Source organism: Bradyrhizobium sp. HKCCYLRH3099 (assembly GCF_051167855.1).
Classification (GTDB): Bacteria; Pseudomonadota; Alphaproteobacteria; order Rhizobiales; family Xanthobacteraceae; genus Bradyrhizobium.
Genome location: NZ_JBNPTW010000002.1, coordinates 74,958 through 99,190 on the forward strand (window position 1 = coordinate 74,958; position 24,233 = coordinate 99,190).

The 24,233-nt window shown below is 64.9% G+C and carries 21 protein-coding genes and 1 riboswitch; of the genes, 6 read left to right on the forward strand and 15 right to left on the reverse strand.

Annotated elements, in window-relative coordinates; genetic code table 11:
• Positions 1-170 precede the first annotated feature (170 nt).
• The 9 genes from ACQR1Y_RS05640 to ACQR1Y_RS05680 form a co-directional block, all read right to left on the reverse strand.
• Positions 171-716, reverse strand: coding sequence for a hypothetical protein (locus ACQR1Y_RS05640; RefSeq protein ID WP_434879514.1), 546 nt, complete (start codon positions 714-716; stop codon positions 171-173).
• Positions 717-946: 230 nt separating this feature from the next.
• Positions 947-1,330: a RidA family protein gene (locus ACQR1Y_RS05645; RefSeq protein ID WP_434879513.1), complete on the reverse strand. Its 384-nt coding sequence runs from the start codon at positions 1,328-1,330 to the stop codon at positions 947-949.
• Between the two features lie 21 nt (positions 1,331-1,351).
• Positions 1,352-2,989 carry an AAA family ATPase gene (locus ACQR1Y_RS05650; RefSeq protein WP_434879512.1) on the reverse strand — a complete coding sequence of 546 codons (1,638 nt, stop codon included), beginning with the start codon at positions 2,987-2,989 and terminating at the stop codon, positions 1,352-1,354.
• A gap of 374 nt (positions 2,990-3,363) precedes the next feature.
• Positions 3,364-5,265, reverse strand: a complete 1,902-nt coding sequence (thiC, locus tag ACQR1Y_RS05655; RefSeq protein ID WP_434879511.1) for a phosphomethylpyrimidine synthase ThiC — start codon at positions 5,263-5,265, stop codon at positions 3,364-3,366.
• A gap of 411 nt (positions 5,266-5,676) precedes the next feature.
• Positions 5,677-6,285 (reverse strand): thiamine phosphate synthase, encoded by a 609-nt coding sequence (locus ACQR1Y_RS05660; RefSeq protein ID WP_434879510.1) that lies wholly within the window; start codon positions 6,283-6,285, stop codon positions 5,677-5,679.
• Positions 6,272-7,054 carry a thiazole synthase gene (locus tag ACQR1Y_RS05665; protein ID WP_434879509.1) on the reverse strand — a complete coding sequence of 261 codons (783 nt, stop codon included), beginning with the start codon at positions 7,052-7,054 and terminating at the stop codon, positions 6,272-6,274. The genes ACQR1Y_RS05660 and ACQR1Y_RS05665 overlap by 14 nt, the downstream gene beginning before the upstream one ends.
• A 316-nt stretch (positions 7,055-7,370) precedes the next feature.
• On the reverse strand, positions 7,371-7,568 hold the full coding sequence (gene thiS, locus ACQR1Y_RS05670; protein WP_434879508.1) for a sulfur carrier protein ThiS: 198 nt from the start codon (positions 7,566-7,568) through the stop codon (positions 7,371-7,373).
• Entirely contained in the window at positions 7,559-8,572 is a 1,014-nt protein-coding gene (locus tag ACQR1Y_RS05675; protein WP_434879507.1) for an FAD-dependent oxidoreductase, read from the reverse strand. Before ACQR1Y_RS05675 ends, thiS begins: the two co-directional genes overlap by 10 nt.
• A riboswitch (TPP riboswitch) is annotated at positions 8,561-8,670 on the reverse strand. It overlaps the preceding gene by 12 nt.
• A 78-nt stretch (positions 8,671-8,748) precedes the next feature.
• Positions 8,749-9,531 (reverse strand): transglycosylase SLT domain-containing protein, encoded by a 783-nt coding sequence (locus tag ACQR1Y_RS05680; RefSeq protein WP_434879506.1) that lies wholly within the window; start codon positions 9,529-9,531, stop codon positions 8,749-8,751.
• A gap of 216 nt (positions 9,532-9,747) precedes the next feature.
• Between ACQR1Y_RS05680 and ACQR1Y_RS05685 the strand changes: the two genes are divergently transcribed.
• From ACQR1Y_RS05685 to ACQR1Y_RS05695, 3 genes are all read left to right on the forward strand, one after another.
• Entirely contained in the window at positions 9,748-11,232 is a 1,485-nt protein-coding gene (locus ACQR1Y_RS05685; RefSeq protein ID WP_434879505.1) for a hypothetical protein, read from the forward strand.
• A gap of 146 nt (positions 11,233-11,378) precedes the next feature.
• Positions 11,379-11,627 carry a hypothetical protein gene (locus ACQR1Y_RS05690; RefSeq protein ID WP_434860602.1) on the forward strand — a complete coding sequence of 83 codons (249 nt, stop codon included), beginning with the start codon at positions 11,379-11,381 and terminating at the stop codon, positions 11,625-11,627.
• A gap of 509 nt (positions 11,628-12,136) precedes the next feature.
• Positions 12,137-12,676: a PRC-barrel domain-containing protein gene (locus ACQR1Y_RS05695; protein ID WP_434879504.1), complete on the forward strand. Its 540-nt coding sequence runs from the start codon at positions 12,137-12,139 to the stop codon at positions 12,674-12,676.
• A gap of 67 nt (positions 12,677-12,743) precedes the next feature.
• On the opposite strand, the gene ACQR1Y_RS05700 is transcribed toward ACQR1Y_RS05695, so the two are convergent.
• From ACQR1Y_RS05700 to ACQR1Y_RS05720, 5 genes are all read right to left on the reverse strand, one after another.
• On the reverse strand, positions 12,744-14,108 hold the full coding sequence (locus tag ACQR1Y_RS05700) for an ATP-binding protein (RefSeq protein ID WP_434860746.1): 1,365 nt from the start codon (positions 14,106-14,108) through the stop codon (positions 12,744-12,746).
• 25 nt (positions 14,109-14,133) lie between these two features.
• Positions 14,134-14,874, reverse strand: a complete 741-nt coding sequence (locus tag ACQR1Y_RS05705) for a response regulator (protein ID WP_434879503.1) — start codon at positions 14,872-14,874, stop codon at positions 14,134-14,136.
• Between the two features lie 467 nt (positions 14,875-15,341).
• Positions 15,342-16,559 (reverse strand): ABC transporter substrate-binding protein, encoded by a 1,218-nt coding sequence (locus ACQR1Y_RS05710; protein ID WP_434879502.1) that lies wholly within the window; start codon positions 16,557-16,559, stop codon positions 15,342-15,344.
• 208 nt (positions 16,560-16,767) lie between these two features.
• Complete coding sequence (locus tag ACQR1Y_RS05715) at positions 16,768-18,429, reverse strand: DUF4403 family protein (protein ID WP_434879501.1); 1,662 nt, start codon at positions 18,427-18,429, stop codon at positions 16,768-16,770.
• A 270-nt stretch (positions 18,430-18,699) separates the two neighbouring features.
• The gene (locus ACQR1Y_RS05720) at positions 18,700-19,398 is read right to left on the reverse strand and encodes a L,D-transpeptidase (RefSeq protein WP_434879500.1); all 699 of its coding nucleotides are present in this window, start codon (positions 19,396-19,398) and stop codon (positions 18,700-18,702) included.
• A 347-nt stretch (positions 19,399-19,745) separates the two neighbouring features.
• On the opposite strand from ACQR1Y_RS05720, the gene ACQR1Y_RS05725 reads away from it, so the two are divergent.
• The 3 genes from ACQR1Y_RS05725 to ACQR1Y_RS05735 all read left to right on the forward strand — a co-directional run bounded on the left by ACQR1Y_RS05725 (position 19,746) and on the right by ACQR1Y_RS05735 (position 22,313).
• The gene (locus ACQR1Y_RS05725; protein ID WP_434879499.1) at positions 19,746-20,801 is read left to right on the forward strand and encodes a glycosyltransferase family 4 protein; all 1,056 of its coding nucleotides are present in this window, start codon (positions 19,746-19,748) and stop codon (positions 20,799-20,801) included.
• A 51-nt stretch (positions 20,802-20,852) separates the two neighbouring features.
• Positions 20,853-21,542: a class I SAM-dependent methyltransferase gene (locus ACQR1Y_RS05730; protein WP_085962810.1), complete on the forward strand. Its 690-nt coding sequence runs from the start codon at positions 20,853-20,855 to the stop codon at positions 21,540-21,542.
• Between the two features lie 138 nt (positions 21,543-21,680).
• Entirely contained in the window at positions 21,681-22,313 is a 633-nt protein-coding gene (locus tag ACQR1Y_RS05735; protein WP_434860608.1) for a hypothetical protein, read from the forward strand.
• A gap of 249 nt (positions 22,314-22,562) precedes the next feature.
• Here ACQR1Y_RS05735 and ACQR1Y_RS05740 read toward each other — a convergent pair whose 3' ends face one another.
• Positions 22,563-24,224, reverse strand: coding sequence for an aminotransferase class III-fold pyridoxal phosphate-dependent enzyme (locus ACQR1Y_RS05740; RefSeq protein ID WP_434879562.1), 1,662 nt, complete (start codon positions 24,222-24,224; stop codon positions 22,563-22,565).
• Positions 24,225-24,233: the final 9 nt, after the last annotated feature.

Consider the following 24,233-nt stretch of genomic DNA (forward strand, 5'->3'; position numbering starts at 1 on the left):
CTGTGTCCATGCGGTGTCGTTCAATTTGAAGGCAGGGCGCCGCGAAACATGCGGCAAAACCGCGCGAGCAGGCATGCGTTACCGATGGTGCATGGCTGACGCGGCGCATCGATGCCGATCAGCGCGCTTGCGGTCCGGGCAGGATGGTGAAGCGGACGGCCTTCGCTGGACTATGGCGTCGCGTAGCTCAGGCGCGCGAACTCCGCCGGCGGCGTTGTCGCCTCCTGGACCGAGAAGCTTCTGTGATGATCGGCCACGCGATCGACGACGACGGCGGAGCCGACCATGGTCACGCGTTGCGTGCTGCCGGAATTCCATTCGGTCGGCAACGCGTAGTAGGTTTTTCCGGCCGCGGTGGTGAATTCGACCTGATGGGGAATCCCGTTGATGGCGCGGCTCCACGCGTTGTTCGGCACCTCGAGCGTATGCTTGCCGGGTGCAAGCTCGACAGTCATGTAGCGCCCCGGCGCGAGCGAGCCGACCGTCTTGCCATCGATGTCGATCGTCACCGGGAAGACGCTGACGTTGAAGCCGGTGGGCCGACCGACATGCAGCGTCGCATAACCAGCTCGCGGCGCCTCCGGCGGCTTGGCGGCCTCGTTCCCGATCGGGACCGATGAGCAGCCTGCTGTCAGCGCGATTGCCAGGCCTGCGAGCAGCCAGCGTAGGGGCCGATCCAGCGCCGCCCCGAAAAATGCAATGAACATCGCCGACATTCCCCCGCCCCAGCGGTATTCAACCACGGGCCGCATCGCAATGACAAGTGTGAGGCGGTCACCGATGCTGTTCGGAGCGTGTAGGTAGGCAAAGCGGCCGCCTCCAGGGCGGAGACGTGACTATCGTCGCGCTGCCGTGAAACTCTTAGCATCATGCCGCCGCGCGCCGCGCTGCTTGATACAAGGGCGCAGTCACTTGCACCGCTAGTCGCTAGAGACGCTCGCTGGCGCTACGTCTTCACCGCCGCCACGCCCTCGATCTCGATCAGCATCTTCGGATCCGGCAGCGCCACCACCACGCACGTCGTCCGCGCCGGATACGGCGCCGGCCCGAACGCCGCGGCATAGAGCCGGTTCATGACAGCCACATCGGCCGCGCGCGTCAGCAGCACGTTGACCTTGACGAGATCGCGAAGAGAGGCGCCGCTCTCGGTCAGCACGCGCGTGAAGTTGGTCACGACATTGGCGAATTGCGCGTCGAACTCATCGGGCAGGTTGCCGTTGGCGTCGAAGCCGGGAATGCCGGAGATGAAGAGGAGGTCGCCGACGCGGGTGCCGAAGGAGAGCGGCGGGGCTTTGATGTGCGGTGGGGCGGGGATGTGGTGGATGGGCATACAAAATCCGGCAAAGAGGTATTATAGCGCTCCAGGCTGTGATCCGTTCTGGCGACCCTGGAGACTTGAAAAAGTGTGCGCCAGCTCCTTTGGTATCAGTCGAACGCGTTGCAGGCTTTGCGTCAAACGTGGTGGCGATACCACGGTTGGACCCCCAAAAATCGACTGGAAGGTAATCAATAGATCGTGTCCTCTTCTGTCGATCATCCAGTTTGGGTAGGAAACAGCCTGTCCGGTTGTAAACTCTACCGTCTGAGTTGCGGCTTCTTCCGATCGTAGATGCTGTAGCTCCGGTTCAACTCTGTTCCGGATAAAGTCAACGATCGACTGTAGAGCGGTGGGCGGAAGATTTCTAATCTTATGTTCGTCGCCGATCTTGTGCGGAACGCCATTCAAATTAGGAGCGGATCTTGTTTCTATCAGAAGTCCAAAAACAACAAATGGATCTATGATGTAATTTTCGTAGCTATATCTTCCTATAACAAGAACCCTTGAGTTGGGGACGTTTGCATCGTCTTCGTCGATGAGGCCGAAGACCAGTTCGTCAAAGGGAGGTGAGTCTAGTTTGTTAATCCAGTGCCTTACGTTGTCTTTGCCTCCGCTGGTTTTCGCTGTGCTTTTTCCCACGGAAACGGAGACAAAGGCGATTGTGGGGGTGGGCGTCAAGGCCATTGCATCTTTGCCGGGTCCGATGTCAATCAGTATGTCTCTGATGCAGTTGTAAAAAACGGAGTCAGCCTCGTCTTCGACGAGAACGAAGCGCGTCGAAGGCGATACTGTGACGAGCCCCGCGGTTAGGAGGCCGATTGCATTCGCCTTGGATTGCGATGGCTGTATCTTCGCCCCTCCTCGTGACATCTCGAATATGCTGCCGTCTGGAGCGAGAGCGACAGTGGATGGAGAGTGCGTGGTGAGGATGACGCGCACATTGTACCTATCGACAAGAACTTCTTTGAGGACGTTAAAGAATTGGCGCGTCATAGCCGGGTGCAGATGAGCGTCTGGCTCGTCAAGAAGTAGCAATCGGGGGAAGCGGTTATGGTGCTTCGAGTCGTACATCCAAATAGCTAGCTGTAGTATAGCCTTTTCGCCAGATGACAGCTCTTGCGGGCTTATAGCTGTGTCTCCTTCCATTAGAAGTACGCGATACAGCCCAAGTAATGAGGAGGTTGGTGCGGCTACCCGATAGGGAAACTCAGCAACCGTAAGGATCTCGTTGAGTACGTCCCATGGAGCTGGGCCTAATTTCGCTTCTGCTTCGTCTTTGGAAAGGCCGCGTTCAAGCTCCTCTATAATTTGGAGACGGTGGCCTAGAAAGACATGCGCTAAACCTGAGATTGGACTTTCGTCGTCAAGCATGAATGAAAGATCGTTGGGCGCGGCGTCTAGGAAATCGTTGACTGGAAAGCTTCTTACTTCCTTTCCGAGCAGTGTTGCGGCCCAGCGCTGTCTCCTGAGCATCTGTATTGAGGAGTTGCCGTGTTGGATCAATTGGTTGTAAGCTTGTTCTTTAACGTTAACTAGGTTGCTGATTGATAGAGCTGCGTCGTTGATTGTTGTTTCTGAATTGGGAACGTATGCAACCTCACCCGGTTGAAACGTGTCGCCCATGACGTCGAGCTTTAGATTGTTAAGATCTGAAATATGAGGGGCATTCACCCCATTCATCTTATGTGCAAGACAGAAAAGTAGCTGTGACTTGCCTGATCCGTTCCGTCCAGTGAGCACTGCAAGAGGTGGAATATCGCTCCAAGATAAATTAGTTATAGATTTGAAGCCATCTAAGGCCGATGGACGAAATGTTGATGCTGAATGGTGGAGTGGAGCCGGTTTGGGTCATTTTGGCCCGTTCGCGTTGTTAAGTGGGTTGTCCTTGGGGCGTAACGTGTAAGCTTTCCTCATGTGACTTGGCTGTTCGGGTAGATTGAGCAGTGCGCCGTTTTGTTTCAAGCAAAAAAGCCGGGCTTTCGCCCGGCTTTGATGGATGGCCGGGTCAAGCCCGGCCATGACGATCGAGAGAGAGGCGCAAGGCGTCAGGACAGCGCCTTGTTGCTCTCCTTCACCTTCTCCGCGTCGAGATACACGCTGCCGCCCATTTCCTTGAACTTGGCGCTCATCTGGGCCATGCCGTCCTCGATGGTGCCGCTGATGGTCATGCCAACTGTCGTGGGATCATTCAGCGTCGCGGCGTAGTCGCGGACGTCCTGGGTGATCTTCATCGAGCAGAATTTCGGGCCGCACATCGAGCAGAAATGCGCGACCTTGTGGGCTTCCTTCGGCAGGGTCTCGTCGTGGAAGCTTTTCGCGGTGTCCGGGTCGAGGCCGAGGTTGAACTGGTCGGTCCAGCGGAACTCGAAGCGGGCGCGGGAGAGGGCGTCGTCGCGCAGTTGGGCTGCGGGATGGCCCTTGGCGAGGTCGGCGGCGTGGGCGGCGATCTTGTAGGTGATGACGCCGGTCTTGACGTCGTTGCGGTCGGGCAGGCCGAGATGCTCCTTCGGTGTCACGTAGCACAGCATCGCGCAGCCGAACCAGCCGATCATGGCCGCGCCGATCCCCGAGGTGATGTGGTCGTAGCCCGGCGCGATGTCGGTGGTCAGCGGCCCCAAGGTGTAGAACGGCGCCTCGCCGCACTCCTTGAGCTGCTTGTCCATGTTGATCTTGATCTTGTGCATCGGCACGTGGCCGGGGCCCTCGATCATGACCTGGCAGCCCTTGTCCCAGGCGATCTTCGTGAGCTCGCCCAACGTCTCCAGCTCGGCGAACTGGGCGCGGTCGTTGGCATCGGCAATCGAGCCCGGGCGCAGGCCGTCGCCGAGCGAGAACGAGACGTCATACTTGCGCATGATGTCGCAGATCTCGTCGAAATGGGTGTAGAGGAAGCTCTCCTTGTGATGCGCGAGGCACCACTTGGCCATGATCGAGCCGCCGCGGCTGACGATGCCGGTGACGCGCGACGCGGTGAGGTGGATGTATTGCAGCCGCACGCCGGCGTGGATGGTGAAGTAGTCGACGCCCTGCTCGCACTGCTCGATCAGCGTGTCCTTGTAGAGCTCCCAGGTCAGCGCGACCGGATCGCCGTTGCACTTTTCCAGCGCCTGGTAGATCGGCACGGTGCCGATCGGCACCGGCGAGTTGCGCAGGATCCATTCGCGGGTGGTGTGGATGTTGCGGCCCGTGGAGAGGTCCATCACGGTGTCGGCGCCCCAGCGGATCGCCCACACCATCTTGTCCACTTCCTCTTCGACGGAGGAGGTCACCGCCGAGTTGCCGATATTGGCGTTGATCTTGGTGAGGAAGTTGCGGCCGATGATCATCGGCTCCAGCTCGGCATGATTGATGTTGCAGGGGATGATGGCGCGGCCGCGCGCGATCTCGTCGCGCACGAATTCCGGGGTGATGAAGGCGGGGACGGCAGCGCCAAAACTCTCGCCGTCGGCGAGCGCGGCTTCGGCGCGCTCGAGCTGCTGCTTGCGGCCGAGATTCTCGCGCTCGGCGACGTAGATCATCTCCTTGGTAACGATGCCGGCGCGGGCGAATTCGAGCTGGGTGATCTTGTGGCCGTCGAGGCCGCGCAGCGGCTTGTGATGCGCGGTGAACGCCTTCGCCGCCTTGTCGGCGCCGACATTGCCATTGTCCTCCGGCTTGATGTCGCGGCCGACATATTCCTCGACGCCGCCGCGCTCCTTGACCCAGGCGGTGCGGTTGCGGGGCAGGCCGGCGTTGACGTCGATGGTGACGCTGGGATCGGTGTAGGGACCGGAGGTGTCGTAGACCGGCAGGTTCGGCTCGGAGGCCGCCTCCGACAGGATGATCTCGCGCAGGGGCACGCGGAGATCGGGCGCGGAGGCAGGCGTCGCGTAGATCTTGCGCGACGACGGCAGTGGGCCGGTGGTGACGGCGGGCAGGGTGGTGTCGGGATTGGAGCGGATGTTCATGGGATCCTCCTGGTCAATTGTTGTCGGCCGGGCCGAATGCGGGCGCGGAGTTCAGAGGGGATGCGTGGGAGTAGGGTGTGTTGGAGCGACTTTTGCTGCGATGAGATGCGTTGCCGCGAGATGTGATGGAGCGAGACATCGCGACGTGCTCAGTGCGCTCCCCTCCCCCTTGCGGGGAGGGGTCGGGGGTGGGGGTGCTCGGAATACGGTGCTGATGAGTGAGCGCGTGATTGAAGTTGTAGGGTGGGTGTGATCTCACGCTGAGAGCAGAGCGCGTGGACCCCCACCCCCAACCCCTCCCCGCTGCCGACAATCGCTGCGCGATTGCGGCGTGGGGGAGGGGAGCGCACTGCGCGCTTGGCGGCGAGCTCGTGCAACAATTCTCAGACGCATTCGCAACATTCGCGCGCATCACGCCGGCTCCTTCGCGGCATCCAGCCACGCGCGCACTCTTGTGTCCGGATCGGCATTCTGCGTGACATCGCTGACCACCGCGATCGAGTCCGCGCCCGCCGCAAAAATCTCCGCCGCCTGCTCCAGCTTGATGCCGCCGATCGCGACCAATGGGATGTTGCCTATGCGCTGTTTCCACACGCTGATCTTCGGAATGCCCTGCGGCGCGAAGCGCATGGCCTTGAGCGTGGTCGGGAAGATCGGGCCGAGCGCGATGTAGTCGGGCTCGGCGGCGAGCGCGGTTTCCAGCTCGGCATCGTCGTGCGTCGACAGGCCGAGCGTCAGGCCGGCCTCCTTGATCGCCTTCACGTCGGCCTCGGCGAGATCCTCCTGGCCGAGATGGACGTGCGCGGCGCCCGCGACGATCGCGGCGCGCCAGTAGTCGTTGACGATCAGCTTGGTCGCGGTGCCCTTGGTGATTTCAAGCGCGTCGGTGACGATCTGCAGCGCCTGGCCGTCGTCGAGATTCTTCGCACGCAGCTGCACGGTGCCGACGCCGAGTTTGGTCAGGCGCTCGACCCAGGCGAGGCTGTCGACGACGGGATAGAAGCGATCAGGATACGGCATGCCAGAACGGGGTCCCAACGACAGGGGTGGAGGGCGAGGCGAAATCGCGGGCGTCCATCAGCCCGGCCTCGTAGGCGGTGCGGCCGGATTCGACGCCGAGCTTGAAGGCGCGGGCCATCGCGACGGGGTCGGCGGCCTTGGCGATCGCGGTGTTGAGCAGCACGGCGTCGTAGCCGAGCTCCAGCGCTTCGGCCGCGTGGCTCGGCGCGCCGAGGCCGGCGTCGACGACGAGCGTGATGTCGGGCAGGCGGTCGCGCAGCAGCTTGAGGGCGTCGCGATTGGTGATGCCTTTGGCGCTGCCGATCGGCGCGGCCCAGGGCATCACCACCTTGCAGCCGGCATCGACCAGGCGCGTGGCAACGGTGAGATCCTCGGTGCAATAGGGGAAGACATCAAAGCCGTCCTTGATCAGGATGGTGGCGGCCTCGACCAGTCCGACGACGTCGGGCTGCAAGGTGTCGTTGTCGCCGATGACCTCGAGCTTGATCCAGGACGTACCGAACAATTCGCGCGCGAGCTTCGCGGTGGTGACGGCCTCGCGCACGCTGCGGCAGCCGGCGGTGTTCGGCAGCACCGTCACGTTCAGCTCGTTGATCAGCTTCCAGAACGCATCGCCCGTCTTGCCGCCGGCGGCTTCACGCCGCAGCGACACCGTGACGATCTCGGCGCCGGAGGCGCGGATCGCATCCTGCATGATCGCGGGCGAGGGATACAGCGCGGTGCCGATCAGCAGGCGGGAGGTGACAGTCTTGTCGTAGAATTTCAGCATGGGAATGGTCTCTCCCCGAATGACACTGTCATCCCCGCGAAAGCGGGGATCCAGTATTCCAGAGGCGGTCGTGATGAGCCGAGGGGCCGCGGCGTACTGGATCGCCCGGTCAAGCCGGGCGACGACGGCTGTGGGTGGTGCGCATACGGTCTCCCCACGTCGTCCCGGCGAACGCCGGGACCCATACCGCGTGATGTCGCATGGGGGCACGCTTGAAGAGATCGAGTACCACCACGGCCGACGGTGGCTATGGGTCCCGCCGTCCGCCGGGACGACGGCGGAGTGTGAGGCGCGAGCGATTGCTCCATCAGCATCATCACCCTCCCTGCCGGGGCGTGATGATCTCGATCTCGTCGCCGGCTTTCAGCGCCGTCTCCGACCAGCGGCTCCTCGGCACGACGTCGTAGTTCAGCGCGATCGCGAAATGCGTGCCCTCGTAGTCGAGCTCCGACAGCAGCGCCGCGACGTCGGTGGCGCTGATGTCGCGGGCCTCGCCATTGACCGTCACGCGCATCGCATCACCTCATTGTCGATCTGGCCATGCGCAACGTAGTTCAATGTCGCCTGCGCCAAGCTCGGTGCGATCAGGAAGCCGTGGCGATAGAGCCCGTTGACGCGGATCTCGCGCTCGCTCTTGACCGTGATGCGCGGCAGATTGTCGGGATAGGCCGGCCGCAGGCCGGAGCCGAATTCGAGGATGCGCGCCTCGCCGAACGCCGGATGCACGGAGTAGGCGGCGCCTAATAGCTCCAGCGCCGAACGCAAGGAGACGCCAGTGTCCTCGGCCTCGAGCGAGGTTGCCCCCAACATGAACAGATTGTCCTCGCGCGGAATGAGATACAGCGGGAAGCGCGGATGCATCAGCCGCACCGGGCGCGCGAGCTGCACCTCGGCGGTCTCGATCAGGATCATCTCGCCCTTGACGCCGCGCAGCTCCGGCTCGGCGTCGCGCGCCTCCAGCCCGCGGCAGTCGATCACGAGGCCATCGATGTCATCGGCGCTGACATTGCTGTTGAACAGCACGCGGCCGCCGGCCTCGACGATGCGCTGGTGCAGCTTCGGCAGCACGCGGCGCGGCTCGACATGGCCCTCGGTCGGATAGAACAGGCCCTCGCGAAAGCGGCCCTCCAGCGACGGCTCCAGCTCGGCGAGCGCAGCCGCATCGAGGCGCTGATAGCCGGAGGTGCGGCGGGCGAAGCGGTCGTAATCGGCCCGGTCGCGGGCATGGGCGATCACCAGCGAGCCGTTGAACGGCGTCTCCGGCATCTCGCGCCGCCAGATGTCGAGCGAGGCAAGACCGAGGCGGCTGATGATCGGTTCGGAGACTTCGCTCTCGCAATAGGGCGCCAGCATGCCGCCGGCCCAATGGCTGGTGGAAAGCATCAGCGCGGCGTCGCTGCGCTCGTGCAGGGTGACGTCATGGCCGGCGCGCGCGAACAACAGCGCCTGCCAAGCGCCCGCAATACCGGCGCCGATGATGGATACGGGGCGATCCCCGCGCGTGGGTGTCTGCTGCATCCCTGTCCCTTCGCCGGCATGACCCGGATCAGGTTCAAAGGGTCACCGCATCACGTGCGGTATCTCAGCTCCCCCTCGGAGCTCCCCTCGGAACGCGCTTAAAATAGACCGATACGCCCCGGTGTCAACGGAGTGTCATGGAAAGACTGTGGCGGGTGGATAGGAACGAAACGCCGTCAGTGCGCGCGGGCGTGCCGGCGGGTCTCGATCTTCGGCGTGATGTCGAGCGGTGCGCTGACGCGTTCCGGCCGGCCGGCGGGGCGGGCATCGGCGAGGCGCTGCCGCTTGGCCTCCTCGTAGTAGCCCTTGGCGAAAAACGCCACGGCGCGGTCGTGGTCGCCGCGGGCGGCGCGGTAGGCGCCGGCGAGGTAGCGCACGCCATAGGTGAGGTTTGTGTTGGGATCGTGCAGGCCCGCCGCATCGCCGGTATAGCCGAGCCCGCGCGCGGTGCCGAGCTTGATCTGCATCAGGCCGATGCAGCCGCAGCGGCCGACCAGGTTCGGCTGATACTTGCTCTCGCGCACGATCACGCGGTGGATCAGCGTTTCCGGAATGTTGTTGGCGGCGGCGTGCACGGCAACCAGCGCATCGATATGCGGATGGCCGGTATTCATGTGCTTCGGCTTGGCCTCGGCCGCCTTGCGGTCGGCTTCGCGCTCGGGGGCGGGCGCGTCCGGCGCGGCCTCGACCTCGGCCGGCTGTGCCGAAGCGTTGGCATCGACCGGATTGGTCGTGTCGGCGCCGCTGACGGCCTCGATCGCCTCGACCTCGCGCGCGGTCCGGGTGACCGCGCCGCGCGCGGCCAGATCCTTGATGCTGTCGGCGCGGACATGGGCCAGCTTGATCTTGCCCGCTTTTGCCTTGCTGGCGCTGTCCGTCTCCTCGGCGGCCGTTGCAAGCGGCGCGTGACCGAGCATCGCGAAGCCTGCGAGGCAGGCCGTCAGCACAAGACGTTTCATGACTCAGGATCCCCCGGGAACCGTGCGCATGCCGAAGCAGCCCCCTCGGCACACGTTTAACCCTTTGCACACCGTAATTGGCGCAAACGCCGGGCAATATTGTGGCGAAAATCGGGCGCTGCGCCCGGGTGCGCCGGGAGCATGGCGGCTCCGGTTTACCCCGAATTATGCCGGGGCGTGGTTGGGTGGAGCCGTCTCCAGCCAGGACCTACCGCGATGACGCTGTCCGTCACCCATACAGATGCGAGCGCCGGACGCGCACAGGCGCAGCTTGCGCTGTGGGTCGGCGCCGCCGTCTATGCGCTGCTGCTGATCTCCGGCAACCGGCTGCTCAACGATCCCGACACGCTGTGGCAGATCACGGTGGGGCAGTGGATCATCGATCACCGCGCGGTGCCCGAGGTCGACGTCTATTCCTTCACCATGCGCGGCGCGCCCTGGATGTCGACGCAATGGCTGGCGCAGGTCGCCTTTGCCGCGGCCTATCGGATCGCCGGCTGGACCGGGCCGGTGGTGCTGGCGGCGGCGGCCATCGCGCTGGCGTTCGCGCTGTTCGCGCGCATGTTGAGCCGCCATCTGCGCGACAGCACGACGCTGGTTTTCGTCGTCGCGGCGTTCCTGCTCTGCCTGCCGCATCTGCTGGCGCGGCCGCATGTGCTGGCGTTTCCGATTCTGGTGGCCTGGATCGGCGGACTGATCGATGCGGCCGACCGCAGAGAGGCGCCGCCATTCGCGCTGGTGCTGCTGATTGCGCTGTGGGCCAATCTCCACGGCGGCTTCGTGTTCGGCCTGTTCTTCATTGCGCCCGCCGCGCTCGATGCGCTCGTCAACGCGGACGCCTCGGCCAGACGCGGCCTCGCCTTGCGCTGGGCGCTGTTCGCGGCGCTGGCGCTCGTGGCGAGCTGGTGCACGCCCTATGGCTGGAATGCGCTGCTGGCCTCGCAGAAGATCCTGTCGCTGGGGCAGGCGCTGCCCTTGATCGTCGAATGGAAGGCGGCGGATTTCCAGGGCCTCGGCCCGTTCGAGATCTGCCTGTTGATCGCGATCGGCTTCGCGCTGCTCCACGGCTTCGCGCTGCCGCCGGTGCGCATCCTGATGCTGCTCGGCCTGTTGCACATGGCGCTGGCACAGGCGCGGGCGGCGGAAATCCTCGCCCTCGTCGGTCCGCTGGTGATCGCGGCGCCGCTGGCGCGCTTTTCGGGGACAGCGCCCGTTCCGCCCGTGGCGGGAAGTCCGCGCGCGCTCGCCGCCGCCGTCGTGCTGGCGCTGGGCGCCGGCACCATTGCGTCGGTGTCGATGCTCAGCTACGCGCCGAACATGCGCGGCACGCCGGTTGCGGCGGTGACCGAACTGAAGAAGCTCAATCTGACCAGGGTTCTCAACGACTACGATTTCGGCGGCTATCTGATTTCAACCGGGGTGGCGCCGTTCATCGACGGCCGCACCGAGCTCTATGGCGAAAAGTTCTTCGTCGATCACAATGCGGCGTCGGGCCTGATGGAGCCGGACAATCTGTTCCGCCTGCTCAAGGACTACGACATCGAGGCGACCCTGCTGCGGACGCAGAGCGCGGCGACCAAGCTGCTGGATCACGTCGACGGCTGGCAGAAGGTCTATGCCGACGACATCGCCACCATCCACCTGCGCAAGCCGGGCGCCCGCCACGTCGTGGAACCGGCGGTCCAGAGTCGCGGGAATTGAAGCAGACAATTTGATCGAATTTGCGTGAGGTCGGATGTCGCGCGGCATCCGGGCACGTGCAAATCAGCAGCCGTGCGGCTATTCTCTCCCGGTCAGTTCGACAGCAAGCCTGACTCATTCAAAACAGAACAGAGAGGGAGCGCGTCATGGCCGTGAAGGCAGCCGACATCCAATTCCGTGACATTGTTGACAGCCGGTCGCCGATGCGCGTGCTCGACCTGCCGCGCAACAATCCCTGCGCCCAATGCGCCGAGCCGATCGCGCTTCCGACCTGGGTCGAGAAGGATGGCCGGCGGACTGCGTTCCTGTGGCACTGCCGGTTGTGTGATTATCGCTACGAGACGATCGCGTTCTATGCCGAGGCCGTCGACGAGGATGGCGCACTGGCGGCGTAGTTAGCTCGATGCGCCGCGATCTGGCTGAATGCTTGAATCCTCTCTGAGATGCGCAAGCTGCCACAGCAACGGCGGTGCGCTCCCTCTCCCCGTCCTTCACGGGGAGAGGGTCGGGGTGAGGGGCAGCGGCACGGGCAGACTGAGTGAGTGGAGCAGAGTCTGCGCGATGAGATCGCATCTCAAGATGCGATCTTCCCAGCTTCATCGCCAGCAGTCTTTGCTCGGAGATTGCACCACCCGTGCCGCTGCCCCTCACCCCAGCCCTCTCCCCGTGAAGGACGGGGAGAGGGAGCCCACCGTCCGTGCAGTGAGCGGCGGTTTCCATTATTGCGCTTTGTAGTTTCTTTCCCTCAGCCTCATCCTCCCCATCTCAGAACCGTCACTCCGTAACACTCCCCCGCCCGCGATGGGACCGCTTGTCGCGATCGTGACGAAATCGCGGTTCCCTGGGAACGCGGACTGTCCGTTGCCGTTCTCTCGTCACCATTCACACTGAGAGGAGACACCACATGGTGATGAAGACTGTTGCGGCCGGCCTCGCCGGTTCCCTGCTGCTCGCGACCGCGGCGTTTGCTGCCGAGAGCACCACGACCACCACCAGCACCACGATCAAGAGCGACACCACCGCTGCCTCCTATGCGGGTGACTGGCGCGGCTCGAAGCTGATCGGCGTGAAGGTCTACAACAACAACAACGAGAACGTCGGCTCGATCGACGACATGCTCGTCGACAAGAGCGGCGCGGTGAAGGGCGTCGTGATCGGCGTCGGCGGCTTCCTCGGCATGGGCGAGCACCTCGTCGCCGTCTCGTTCGATCAGATCAAGTTCTCGGATCAGCCGGTGCAGGCGAGCACGGCTTCCAGCGCTCCGGCTACTGGCACGACGACGGCGACCACGCCGCCGGCCTCGACCACCACGACCGGCGCCGCCACCGGCACCTCGTCGTCGTCGATGAGCTCGTCGAAGAGCCGCTGGTATCCCGACCACGCCATGATCAACGCCACCAAGGACCAGCTGAAGTCCATGCCCGAGTTCAAGTACTCGGAGTAATCTCGGCGTTCCGGTCTATCAGTTGATGTGCAGCGCGCCCGGTTCGTCCGGGCGCGTTCGCATATGATCAGGCGGCGCGAAGCGTCGTCTCGCCCTGCGGCAGCTTGATGCGCGCGATCAGCCCGCACGGTTTGCGATCATGCAGCGAAAGCTCGCCGCCATGCGCCTGAACGATCGCCTTGGCGATCGACAATCCCAATCCGAAGCCGGTTGCCTCGTCCATGTTGCGGGCATGATCGCCGCGCACGAAAGGCTCGAGCATGTCCGCCTTCAGCGCGTCTGCGATTCCCGGTCCGTCATCCTCGACATCGATGGTGAGATGCTTGCCCGAGACTGTGAGCCGCACGACCGTCTGCTGGCCATACCTCACGGCATTCTCCACCAGGTTGGTGATCGAGCGCATCAGGTCGTCGGGACGCACCGTCGCCATGGCATGCGGGGGTCCGGCATAGCTGACGTTCTGCCCGACATCGGCGAATTGATCGGCGACCAGCTGCAGGATGCTGGCGACATCCACCAGTGTCATCGGCTCAAGCTTGCGCCCGTTGCGCAGGAACGACAGCACGGAGCCCAGCATCGAATGCATCTGATCGAGGTCGGCGAGCATGCGGCTGCGCTGCAGCTCGTCCTCGACGAACTCGCAGCGCAGCCGCATGCGCGTGAGCGGCGTGCGCAGATCGTGGCTGATCGCAGCCAGCATCTTGGTCCGGTCGTTCATCAGCGCGGTGATGCGCTGACGCATCCGGTTGAGCGCGCGTGCGAGCGAGCGGATCTCCTCCGGTCCGCGCTCGGGCAGGGCCGGTGCATCGCCGTCGAGGCTGAACGTCTCGGCCGCCCTGGCGAACACGGACAGCGGCGATGTCAGCGCGCGTGCGGCCCACACTCCGAGCAGCGTGATGCTGATGAAGGCGAACAGGATCGTCGTCAGCCACGGCGCCCCCCAGAACGGCGGCCGGCGCGGCCGCTCAGGCATCTTCGCCGAGATCATGCCGCCATCGGGCAGGGCGAACACCACCTGTCGCCCGGGCGATCCCGGCGGTGGCATGTAGATGCGATAGCCCGGGCCTAACCCACGAAAGCCGCCGAATCCCGGTCCGCCCTCGCGCCCTCCGCGTGCCTCGGGCCCGCGCTCGTCAGGGCGCGGTCCGAAGTCCGGCGGCGGGCCGGCATAAGGCTTGAGATCGAACTCAGGGTAGGCCCGGGTGATGTCGCTGATCAGATGCGCGCGGTCGGACGCTTCGGCGCGCCCGAGCACATGAACCACGGTCGCAAGCTGAAACGGTCCGGCCTCGTTCTCGTTCTCCGGCTGATCGGCGCGATAGATCAGGAACGAGGCGGTGATGATCGCATGCAGCGTGACGATCGAGATCGCCACCAGCGCCGTGATCTGGCCGCGGATGCCCTTCAGGTTGAGAAAGCCGAACGACATCATCACGACAGCTACCCGATACGAACGATCAATGGTTTTGCGGGCCGGTCACCACCTCGACCACGGGCGTGAACATGTAGCCGCCGGAGCGCACGGTCTTGATCATCGTGGCCTCCTGGGGATCCGGCTCGATCTTGCGGCGAATGCGGCTGACCAGCACGTCGATCGAGCGCTCGAACGAGCCGGCATTGCGGCCCTGCGTCAGGTCGAGCAGGCTGTCGCGCGACAGCACCCGGCCGGGCCGTTCGCAGAAGGTGCGCAGCAGGTCGAACTCGGCGCTGGTCATCGCGACGCGCGCGCCCTCGGGATTGCGCAGCTCGCGCAGCCGGAAGTCGATGCGCCAGCCGAGAAAGCTCAGGGCGGTGGCGCCTTCGGTCGCGCTCGCGGTCATCGCCGCGGCCTGCCGGCGCAGCACCGCATTGATGCGGGCGAGCAGCTCGCGCGGGTTGAACGGTTTCGGCAGATAGTCGTCTGCGCCCATTTCGAGACCGAGAATGCGGTCGACGTCCTCGCCGCGCGCGGTCAGCATGATGATCGGCACCTGCGATTCCGCGCGCAGCTTGCGGCACAGCGTGAGGCCGTCCTCGCCGGGCAGCATCACGTCGAGGATCAGCAGGTCGACGCGATGGTCGCCCATGATGCGGGTCATCTCGCGGCCGTCGGTCGCGGTGGTGACGTTGCAGGCATTGTTGCGCAGATATTTCGCGATCAGCGTCCGCGTCTCGCGGTCGTCCTCGACGACCAGGATGTGGGGTTGTGTCTGGGCCATGCCGATCAAGTGACCTAGAATCGCGGCGATTTGCGATTTTTTTTGTTACGTAATGTTTCCTAGCAACGCGCCGTCGAGCAGGGCGCGACTACCGTTGGGCACGCTGTCGCGCTTTGATGCGGAGGCGTCAAGCCCCTGGGCAGACGGAGAGGTGCCACGGTGGGGCTGACGACACCGGACTACCGGCTCGTGGTGTAGAGCTGAACCGCTGCCCCGAGCGACGCTGCGCTCCCTCTCCCCGTTCTTCACGGGGAGAGGGCTGGGGTGAGAGGGGCAGCGGCACGGGAAGTGGATCAGTATACGGGAATCGTCACGAACGAGCTTTGAGTAGCTATGGCGTCGAACACTCGCGTTGACGAGCATGGAGAAGTGCTACCAACTCACTCTGCCCGTGTGGCTGCCCCTCACCCCGACCCTCTCCCCGTGAAGGACGGGGAGAGGGAGCAGACCGCCGTTGCCGCGTCGTATCAGTTCGACTTCACCAGCGGGCAGCCGCCCTTGTCGAGCGGACGGAAGGCCTCGTCGCCCGGGACGGTGGCGATCAGCTTGTAGAGGTCCCAGTCGCTCTTCGATTCCTCGGGCTTCTTGACCTCGAACAGATACATGTCGTGCACCATGCGGCCGTCGATGCGGATCTTGCCGTTCTTGGCGAAGAAGTCGTTCACCGGCATCGCGCGCATCTGCGCCATCACCTTGGGCGCCTCGTCGGTCCCGATCGCCTCGATGGCCTTTAGATAATGCGTCGTGGCCGAATACAGCCCCGCCTGGATCATCGTCGGCATGTGGCCGACCTTCTCGTTGAAGCGCTTGGAGAAGGCGCGGGTCTCGTCGTTCATGTCCCAGTAGAAGGCGTCGGTGACGATCAGGCCCGATGTCGACTTGATGCCGAGCGAATGCACATCGGTGATCTCCATCAGCAGCGCGATCATCTTCTGGCCGCTCTGCGCCAGGCCGAACTCGGCGGCCTGCTTCAGCGCGTTCTGCGTGTCGCCGCCGGCGTTGGCGAGGCCCACCACCTTGGCCTTGGACGCCTGGGCCTGCAGCACGAAGGAGGAGAAGTCGGACGAGTTCAGGGGATGGCGCACGTCGCCGAGCACCTTGCCGCCGGCTTCCTTCACGACATTGGCCGCGTCGCGCTCCAGGGCCTGGCCGAAGGCGTAGTCGGCGGTGATGAAGAACCAGGTGTCCTCGCCGCGCTTGACCATCGCCTTGCCGGCGACGTTGGACAGGGCATAAGTGTCGTAGGTCCAGTGCACCGTGTTGGGCGAGCACTGCGCGCCGGTGATGTCGGAGGAGCCGCCGCCGGAGTTGATGTGGATCTTGTTCTTCTCGCGCGTCAGCGCCGAGACCGGCAGCGCCACCGAGGAGGTCGGCACGTCGAAGATGGCATCCACCTTCTCATTGTCGTACCAGTTGCGGGCAATGTTGACGCCGACGTCGGGCTTGTTCTGGTGATCGGCCGAGACCACCTCGACCTTCTTGCCCTTGACCTTGCCGCCGTAGTCCTCGACCGCCATCTGCACCGCGACCAGCGAGCCCTTGCCGGTGGCGTCCGCATAGAGGCTCGACATGTCCGTGAGCACGCCGATCTTGACGATGTCGTCCGAGATCGTCTGGGCAGATGCGGTTCCGCAGAGGGCTGCGAGCGCGATGGCTGCAGCGGCGGCTTGCGCCGAAGGTCTCATGTCTCTCTCCCGAGATTATTGTTTGTTGGTGCGGGAGTTCTATCCGCCCTGATATGGCCGCGCAAAGCGGGGCTGCGCATAGGACGGTTGCGCGGAGGGCGCAAGCTCGCATCGGGGGACGCCAATCGGGAACCCGGCGCGGCCACTCGTGATTCGCTGGGAATCTACGGGCTACGCCATATGACGGAATGTTCAGCCGTGTGAACGGCTACAGCCCCGGCAATGAATTGACGCGCACCGCCAGCGTGCCCTCGGCGGTGGCGATCACGCGCAGCACGTTGCTGTCGAAGGCGATGTCGGTGAGGGCGAGATTGTTGATGTCGGTGTCGACGCGGATGCCGTTCTCGTTCTTCTGCAGCTCGGCAATGGCGGCGGCGATCTTCTCCCGGACATTGTCGGAGAACGGCTTGAGATCGACCACCGATCGTTCCAGCAAAGCGCGCTGCAGATGCGGCACGGCGGCGCGCGCGGCGGCGCCGAGCAGGCCGAAGGCCGCGTCGGATTCGACGGCAAGCTGCAGATCGGCGAGGCGCAGGATCTGCTGCGCCTGATCGACCATCGGGCGGCCCCAGATGTGCACCGTCGCGTCGGCGCCGAAGCCGAAGAAGCTTTCCTTTTCCGTGCCCTTCACCTGCAGCGAGATCAGCAGCCGGTTGCCGGAGGGAATCACAGTCGCATGCTTGACGGTGACCGCGACCGGGCCGGAGCCGTCCTCGGGGAAGGTTCGCCCGGCAAGCTGCGAATCCACGAGCTTGCTGAGCTCGGTAAAGGGCACGTCGATCGGGACCGCGACGTTGATGCCGCCGGTGGTCGGCGGAATGATCGTGATCTTCTCGGGGAAGGGGCATTCCGGCTTCGTTTCGGCCGGCGTGACCCGCGTCTCCGCCTCGATCCCCATCGTCACCGTGACGGCATTGACGTCGATCGTCGGCTGCGCGGCCAGCGCGCGTGTCGGCTTGACCTCGAGCCACACCGGCGGCAGTCCCGGCGCGGAGCCCTGCAATGGCACCGAGCGGCAGGCGCGCGCCCATTGCGCCTGCGCGACCCGGCGCATCGTCGGATCCTTGCGCAGCCGCTCGCTCAGCGCGGCGAGCTGCTCGTTCACGGTCTTGTCGATGACCGGCTTCATCTGCGCGGGCACGTTCACCCGGGCGCCGGCGACCGTCAGCGCGGTATCGCCGAGATTGACCTGCGCGGTGAAGTTCGGCTCGACGGCCCAGGCCGCCGCGAGCCGCGGCCGCATCCCGATCAAGACGTTGCCCTTGATGTCGGCGGTGGCGTTCAGGTTCTTGATGTTGATGCCGCCGATCTGCTTGGCCGCGTCCGATCCGAGCAGGCCGCCGAGCGCGTCACCAAGTGCGCCGGTGGCCTTCGCCGAGAGCGAGCCGGTGACGTTGAGCCGGCCCGACAGCGGCGCGGCCAGCGACAGCGTGTCCTGCGTCCCGGTGGCCGCGATCGTCCCGCGCGAGACGGTCCAGCCGATATCGGCATTCTGCAGCAGCTGCGACACGGGGTTCTCGGACTTGCCGGCGTAATTGCGCGGCGTGGCCTTCTCGGCCGCGTCGCGGATGGCGCCGAGCGAGATCGACACCGGGGTCATGATGATGGAATTGCGCGTCGCGGCCGGCAGCGGTGGCAACGCGGCGACGGGCGGAGCCGGCGTCTTGCCGGAGTACAGGAACACTTCCACCACGATGATGCCGATCAGGACGAGCGCGGCGAGCCCGGCGGCCGCGATCAGCACCATGCGCAGCCGCGGCGGCGACCACCGTGGCGGCCGCTGCAACGGCCGCTGCGGTGTCTGCAACGGTCTTGGGGCGAGCGGATGAGGCTTGCCCTGCCAATCGGTGCGCGGGGGCGGAAGGTTCATGTCGAGTCCAGGGGGCTCCGGCGGCTGCACGGCCGGGCACGGTCCGGTCGTGGCGGGATCGCGGTTAATACAGAATTATCGAGTTTACAGGGCTGGACGGAGGCGCGCCAGAGCACCCGTTGAAGTCCGGCATCATCAATCGGCCGTGAAGGTGAATGGCCGGATCAGCGCGAAGACGTGACGCGCGCAAAGAAATGACCGCCGTGGCTGTCGGCCGCGGCGGTCCAGTCAGGGAGGATCGTGGGGAGGAAAAGGGGAGGCAGGTTGCGATCAGCGGAGCGCGCGGCCGAGATCGGCGCGCCGCTCCATCGGCAGCACGATCACCTTGGCGCCGACATTGACCCGGGAATACAGGTCGATCACGTCCTGGTTGGTGAGACGGATGCAGCCGGACGACACATGCGTACCGATCGTCTCCGGCGCATTGGTGCCGTGAATGCGGTAGACGGTGCCGCCGAGATACATCGCGCGGGCGCCGAGCGGGTTGCCCGGGCCCCCGGCCATGTGGCGCGGCAGATAGGGCTGGCGCGCGATCATTTCCGGCGGCGGCGTCCAGTCCGGCCACTCGGCCTTCTTGGTCACGGACTGCACGCCCGACCAAGTGAAGCCGTCGCGGCCGACGCCGATGCCGTAGCGCATCGCCTGGCCGTTGCCGAGCACATAGTACAAATACTTGTTAGGCGTATCGATCACGATCGTGCCGGCCGCCTCGCGGGTGGCGTAGCTCACGACCTGACGGCGCAGCCGTGCCGGCAACTCTGAGGGCGTCGCCTCGTCATCGCCGGGTGGCGTCATTTGCGGCGCAGAGGCCGGCGGCTCGTAGGCCGACGCCGGCGGCGGCAGCAGGAAGGGGAACGGCAGCGGGGCCGGGGAGGCGGCCTGCGTCGGCGCGGCGGCGACGATGCTGCCCGCGATCAGCGCGCCGAACAGAATACGAGATGGAGAAAGGAATTTTCCTGACGTGAACATCGACGTCCCCTTGTTTGAACGCTTGCCATGCGCCGCCGTCATGTTCGGCCGGCGTCGTTGAAATCAGCTGCCTGTCATCATTTCTTGTGGCGCATTGATCCGCGCCTGATGCTGCAACTGATAGGGGAGAAAAGTTTCGGTGCGTTTGCGCGCTCTCAGTAAAACGGTTTCGTCGGCTTAACCGTTTGTTTCATGACGGTTTCACGACAGGCTGGCGTTGAGATCGCGGCGGAGATGGTGGACGGCGGCAAAAAGAGCCTTCGACAGTTCGATGACGTCACACGCCTGAAATAACAATGTCGGAATTTGCGGCCGTTCAGAATCGCTGCAACTTTCCGGATCGCCTTATGCGGATCTTAATCGCAACCGACGCCTGGCACCCCCAGGTCAATGGCGTGGTACGCACGCTGACGTCCTTGTCGCGCGCCGCGGCGGGGCTGGGTGCCGACATCACCTTCCTTACGCCGGAAGGCTTTCCATCGTTCGGCGTGCCGACCTATCCGGGCCTGCGGCTTGCGATCACCAGAGCGAGCGAGATCGCCCGCCGCATCGAGGCGGCCGCGCCCGACGCGATCCACATCGCGACTGAAGGCACGATCGGCTGGGCGGTGCGGCGCTACTGCCTGCGCCACGGCCTGCCGTTCACGACGTCCTACACGACGCGCTTCCCGGAATATGTCTCTGTGCGCACCGGAATTCCCGATGCCGTGGGCTACTGGGTGATGCGCCGCTTCCATGACGCGGCCGCGATGACCATGGTCGCCACCAACTCGCTGCGGCAGGAGCTCGCGGGACGCGGCTTCAAGAAGCTCGGCTTCTGGACGCGCGGCGTCGATACCAAGCTGTTCAATCCCGATGAGCCGGCAACGCTCGATCTGCCGCGGCCGATCTTCCTGTCCGTGGGCCGTGTCGCGGTCGAGAAGAACCTCGAGGCATTCCTGTCGCTGGATCTGCCGGGCTCGAAGGTCGTCGTCGGCGACGGTCCGGCGAAGGCCGAGCTGGAGCGCCGCTTCCCGAATGCGCACTTCCTCGGCGAGAAGAAGGGCAAGGACCTGACGGCGCACATGGCGGCCGCCGACGTCTTCGTCTTCCCCAGCCTGACCGACACGTTCGGCGTGGTGCAGCTGGAATCGCTCGCCTGCGGCACGCCGGTCGCGGCGTTTCCCGTCACCGGCCCGCTCGACGTCATCGCCGATCATCCGATCGGTGCGATCGACTGGGACCTGCGCGCGGCCTGCCTGAAGGCGCTGACGATGTCGCGCGAGACCTGCCGCGCGTTCGCCCTCGATCGATCCTGGGAGAACAGCGCGCGTCAGTTCATCGGCAATCTCGCCGTGCTGCAGCCGTCGCGCGTCATTCGTCCCGCTCCGATCCTGGTGGGCCAGAGCGCGGTCCGCGGCTGACGGCCAACCTTGCGTCACTCCGTTCATTCCAAACCTCAGTGAGATGTTACGATGGCAGAAACCATGAAGCTCGACGGCGCGCGGGAGCTCGATTTCGACCGCGAGCAGGTCGAGCAGGCCTATGACCGCTGGGCGCCGATCTACGACCTCGTGTTCGGCGGCGTGTTCGAGAAGGGCCGCAAGGCGGCGATCTCGGCCACCAACAAGATGGGCGGCCGCGTGCTCGAGGTCGGCGTCGGCACCGGCATTTCGCTGCCGCTCTATGCCCCGCATGTCCGCGTGTTCGGCACCGACATCTCCGAGGCGATGCTCGGCAAGGCGATGCGCCGCGTCGCTGACCAGCGGCTGAAGAATGTCGAGGGGCTGGCGGTGATGGACGCCGAGAACCTGGACTTCCCCGACGATTCCTTCGACGTCGTGATGGCGCAATATGTCGTGACCGCCGTGCCGAACCCCGAGGTCGCGCTCGACGAGTTCGCCCGCGTGCTGCGTCCCGGCGGCGAGCTGATCATCCTGACCCGCGTCAGCGCCGATGACGGCCTGCGCCGCGTCATTGAGCAGGCGCTGCAGCCGGTGGTGCGCCGGCTCGGCTTCCGCACCGCCGAGTTCGGCTGGTCGCGCTACATGCGCTGGCTCGCCGGCGCGCAGCGCATGGAGCTGGTCGAGCGCCGCCTGATTCCGCCGCTCGGACACTTCTCGCTGGTCCGCTTCCGCAAGATGGACCTCGCTGCCGCCGCCTGAGGGCGCGGCAGCTTCCCATCCGTGAGTCTCCCGTAGTCTGCGGGGCCCACTGCGTCCGATCCTGTGACATCTTGATGATGTCACAGGATCTACATCGAATCCCTGTACACGACCTGCAACTCATTCTTCGGAGCAACCATGATCAAGCACTTCCTGGAGCAGCTGCGGATCCAGCGTTGGGACGACCATCGCTACTATCACCACAGCCGCATCAATCAGAGCCTGCACTTCGTCAGCGCGCTCAGCTTCCTGATCGCCTATGTCATGATGGTGTTCGATCCCCTGATCTCGGCGCTGATCGGCTGGCTGGTCTCGATGACCTCGCGCCAGGCCGGGCACTTCTTCTTCGAGCCCAGGGGCTATGACCACGTCAACCAGGCGACCCACGAGCACAAGGAAGAGATCAAGGTCGGCTACAATCTGCAGCGCAAGGTCGTGCTGATGTCGATCTGGGCCGCCGCTCCGGTGGTGCTCTATCTGCAGCCTACGTTCTTCGGCCTGCTGTCGCCCTGGACCACGGCGATGGAATTCGCCCGCGAGACCGCCAAGCTGTGGCTGGTGATCGGCGTCGGTGGGCTGATGTTCCGCACCATCCAGCTGTTCTTCATCCGCGACGTCGAGACCGGCCTCGTCTGGATGACCAAGATCCTCACCGACCCGTTCAACGACTTCATGCAGTACCGCTCGGCCCCGCTGGCGCTGCTGCGCGGCGAACTGATCGATCCGGGCCTTCACCTGATGAACGAAGGCCTCGAAGAGCAGCACGCCTGAGCTGATCTCGAAGTCCGAACGATCGCGATGCCCGGGCCAGTCCCGGGCATCGGTGTTTGTGGGGAAAAGTTGATGTTGAACGGAGACGGATGCGGCGCGGGCAGTGCGCTCCCTCTCCCGCTCGCGGGGGAGGGCTGGGGAGGGGGCGAGCTTGCTCCGCTCCCAAGGGCAGCGCGTCGTGAGGCTGCCCCCACCCGTCGGGCTCTGCGAGCCCGCCGACCCCCCCCGCAAGCGGGGAAGGCGCAGCCCTCAGCGCCCGATGACCGCCCCGATCATCTCTTTCAGGATCTGGCGCTTGATCGCCTTGTTGGTCAGGGTGCCGTCGTTCCACCACCAACCGTCCTGCTTCATCTTCTCCGCCGCCGCGACGACGCGCTTCGTCACCTCGGCGAAATCCGCGTCGGTGTAGTTCAGGCTGAAGATGAAGCGGCCGGTGCCGACCCAGCTCAGCGCCAGGCCCTCGGCGCGCAGATAATATTGCAGCATCCAATTGTAGCGCGACGGTACGGTGTACTCGACCAGCCAGATCGACTGCATGTTGGAGACGCGCACCGGCAGGTCCTTGGCGGCGAGCTCCGCATTGAGCTTGGAGGCGCGGCCGTTCCAGGTGTCGTCGAGCCCGTCATAGATGGCGCGGAAGTTCGGGCTGTCGAGCCGGCTCAGGAACTCGTCCATCGCCGTCATGACGTAAGGATGCGAGTTGAAGGTGCCGCGGGCGAAGCAGATGTCGGCGGGGCGGTCGTCGCGGAAGCGGCGCATGTAGTTCTTCTTGCCGCAGACCACGCCGATCGGCAGTCCGCCGCCGAGGCTCTTGCCGTAGGTCACCATGTCCGCGGAGACGCCAAAGTACTCCTGGGCGCCGCCGGGCGCGAGGCGGAAGCCAAGGAAGACCTCGTCGAACAGCAGCACGATGCCGCGCTCGGTGCACACCTCGCGCAGCTGCCTCAGCCAGGCCGTGTAGGCCGCGCGGTCGTAGCGGCCCTTGCGCGAGGAATCGACCAGCGCGGAATCGCCGGGCGCGTTGCCGTTCGGATGCAGCGCCTGCAGCGGGTTGACCAGCACGCAGGCGATGTCGCGCCGCGTGCGCAGCACGTGCAGGGTCCGCTCGGACATCTCGGCGAGGGTGTAGGTCTCGTGCGGTGCGATCGGATTGCCGACGCCGGGCTGCACGTCGCCCCACCAGCCGTGATAGGCGCCGGCGAAGCGCACCAGATGGCTGCGGCCGGTATGATAGCGGGCGAGCCGCACCGCCTGCATCACGGCCTCGGTGCCGGACATGTGGAACGAGACCTCGTCCATGCCCGACAGTTCGGTCAGGCGCTTCACATTGTCGGCTACGACCGGGTGATAGAGCCCCAGCACCGGGCCGAGCGCCTGCGCGCGCCGCTCGGCGGCGGCGATGCATTCCTTGTAGAAGTCGTAGCCGAAGATGTTGACGCCGTAGGAGCCGGTGAGGTCGTAGAACTGGTTGCCGTCGAGATCGGTGATCGTGACGCCGGACGACGACTGCATGAACGAGCCTGCGCCGAGCTGCTCCTTGACCAGTCGGCTGTACTGGAATGGCACCCGGTAGGCCTGGGTGAACTGCAGGTCGGAGATGCGGCTCGCGGCCTCCGCGGTCAGCGCACGGCTCCTGGCGAACTTCTCCTGGAACAGCGCGCCGAGCCGGAAGAAGCCGTCCTGGCGCTGCGTGGCGATCGCCTGCGGCGCGCCGTCGGAGCGGAAGAAATCGTCGATGTCGAACTCATAACGCGGGATCAGCTTGGAGATCCGGCGGGATATCTTGGAATGGCCGGCCAGCGAACGGTGCTTGGCGCGCGACAGTTCGATGCGGGCCTTGACCTTCGGGGCGACGGCGGCTGTCACGGCAGCGCCAACGGCGAGCGATACATAAGGAATCGAGGTTTCCATCATGTCCAA

What these genes read in the sequence shown, in the direction of transcription:
- ACQR1Y_RS05705 (WP_434879503.1), bottom strand. Translation starts at nt 14,874, where the DNA reads ATGGCCCAGACACAACCCCACATCCTGGTCGTCGAGGACGACCGCGAG.
- ACQR1Y_RS05700 (WP_434860746.1), bottom strand. Translation starts at nt 14,108, where the DNA reads ATGATGTCGTTCGGCTTTCTCAACCTGAAGGGCATCCGCGGCCAGATC.
- ACQR1Y_RS05730 (WP_085962810.1), top strand. Translation starts at nt 20,853, where the DNA reads ATGGCAGAAACCATGAAGCTCGACGGCGCGCGGGAGCTCGATTTCGAC.
- ACQR1Y_RS05645 (WP_434879513.1), bottom strand. Translation starts at nt 1,330, where the DNA reads ATGCCCATCCACCACATCCCCGCCCCACCGCACATCAAAGCCCCGCCG.
- ACQR1Y_RS05685 (WP_434879505.1), top strand. Translation starts at nt 9,748, where the DNA reads ATGACGCTGTCCGTCACCCATACAGATGCGAGCGCCGGACGCGCACAG.
- thiC (WP_434879511.1), bottom strand. Translation starts at nt 5,265, where the DNA reads ATGAACATCCGCTCCAATCCCGACACCACCCTGCCCGCCGTCACCACC.
- ACQR1Y_RS05665 (WP_434879509.1), bottom strand. Translation starts at nt 7,054, where the DNA reads ATGCTGAAATTCTACGACAAGACTGTCACCTCCCGCCTGCTGATCGGC.
- ACQR1Y_RS05735 (WP_434860608.1), top strand. Translation starts at nt 21,681, where the DNA reads ATGATCAAGCACTTCCTGGAGCAGCTGCGGATCCAGCGTTGGGACGAC.
- ACQR1Y_RS05720 (WP_434879500.1), bottom strand. Translation starts at nt 19,398, where the DNA reads ATGTTCACGTCAGGAAAATTCCTTTCTCCATCTCGTATTCTGTTCGGC.
- ACQR1Y_RS05695 (WP_434879504.1), top strand. Translation starts at nt 12,137, where the DNA reads ATGGTGATGAAGACTGTTGCGGCCGGCCTCGCCGGTTCCCTGCTGCTC.
- thiS (WP_434879508.1), bottom strand. Translation starts at nt 7,568, where the DNA reads ATGCGCGTGACGGTCAATGGCGAGGCCCGCGACATCAGCGCCACCGAC.
- ACQR1Y_RS05715 (WP_434879501.1), bottom strand. Translation starts at nt 18,429, where the DNA reads ATGAACCTTCCGCCCCCGCGCACCGATTGGCAGGGCAAGCCTCATCCG.
- ACQR1Y_RS05690 (WP_434860602.1), top strand. Translation starts at nt 11,379, where the DNA reads ATGGCCGTGAAGGCAGCCGACATCCAATTCCGTGACATTGTTGACAGC.
- ACQR1Y_RS05725 (WP_434879499.1), top strand. Translation starts at nt 19,746, where the DNA reads ATGCGGATCTTAATCGCAACCGACGCCTGGCACCCCCAGGTCAATGGC.
- ACQR1Y_RS05740 (WP_434879562.1), bottom strand. Translation starts at nt 24,224, where the DNA reads ATGGAAACCTCGATTCCTTATGTATCGCTCGCCGTTGGCGCTGCCGTG.
- ACQR1Y_RS05660 (WP_434879510.1), bottom strand. Translation starts at nt 6,285, where the DNA reads ATGCCGTATCCTGATCGCTTCTATCCCGTCGTCGACAGCCTCGCCTGG.
- ACQR1Y_RS05675 (WP_434879507.1), bottom strand. Translation starts at nt 8,572, where the DNA reads ATGCAGCAGACACCCACGCGCGGGGATCGCCCCGTATCCATCATCGGC.
- ACQR1Y_RS05640 (WP_434879514.1), bottom strand. Translation starts at nt 716, where the DNA reads ATGTCGGCGATGTTCATTGCATTTTTCGGGGCGGCGCTGGATCGGCCC.
- ACQR1Y_RS05680 (WP_434879506.1), bottom strand. Translation starts at nt 9,531, where the DNA reads ATGAAACGTCTTGTGCTGACGGCCTGCCTCGCAGGCTTCGCGATGCTC.
- ACQR1Y_RS05710 (WP_434879502.1), bottom strand. Translation starts at nt 16,559, where the DNA reads ATGAGACCTTCGGCGCAAGCCGCCGCTGCAGCCATCGCGCTCGCAGCC.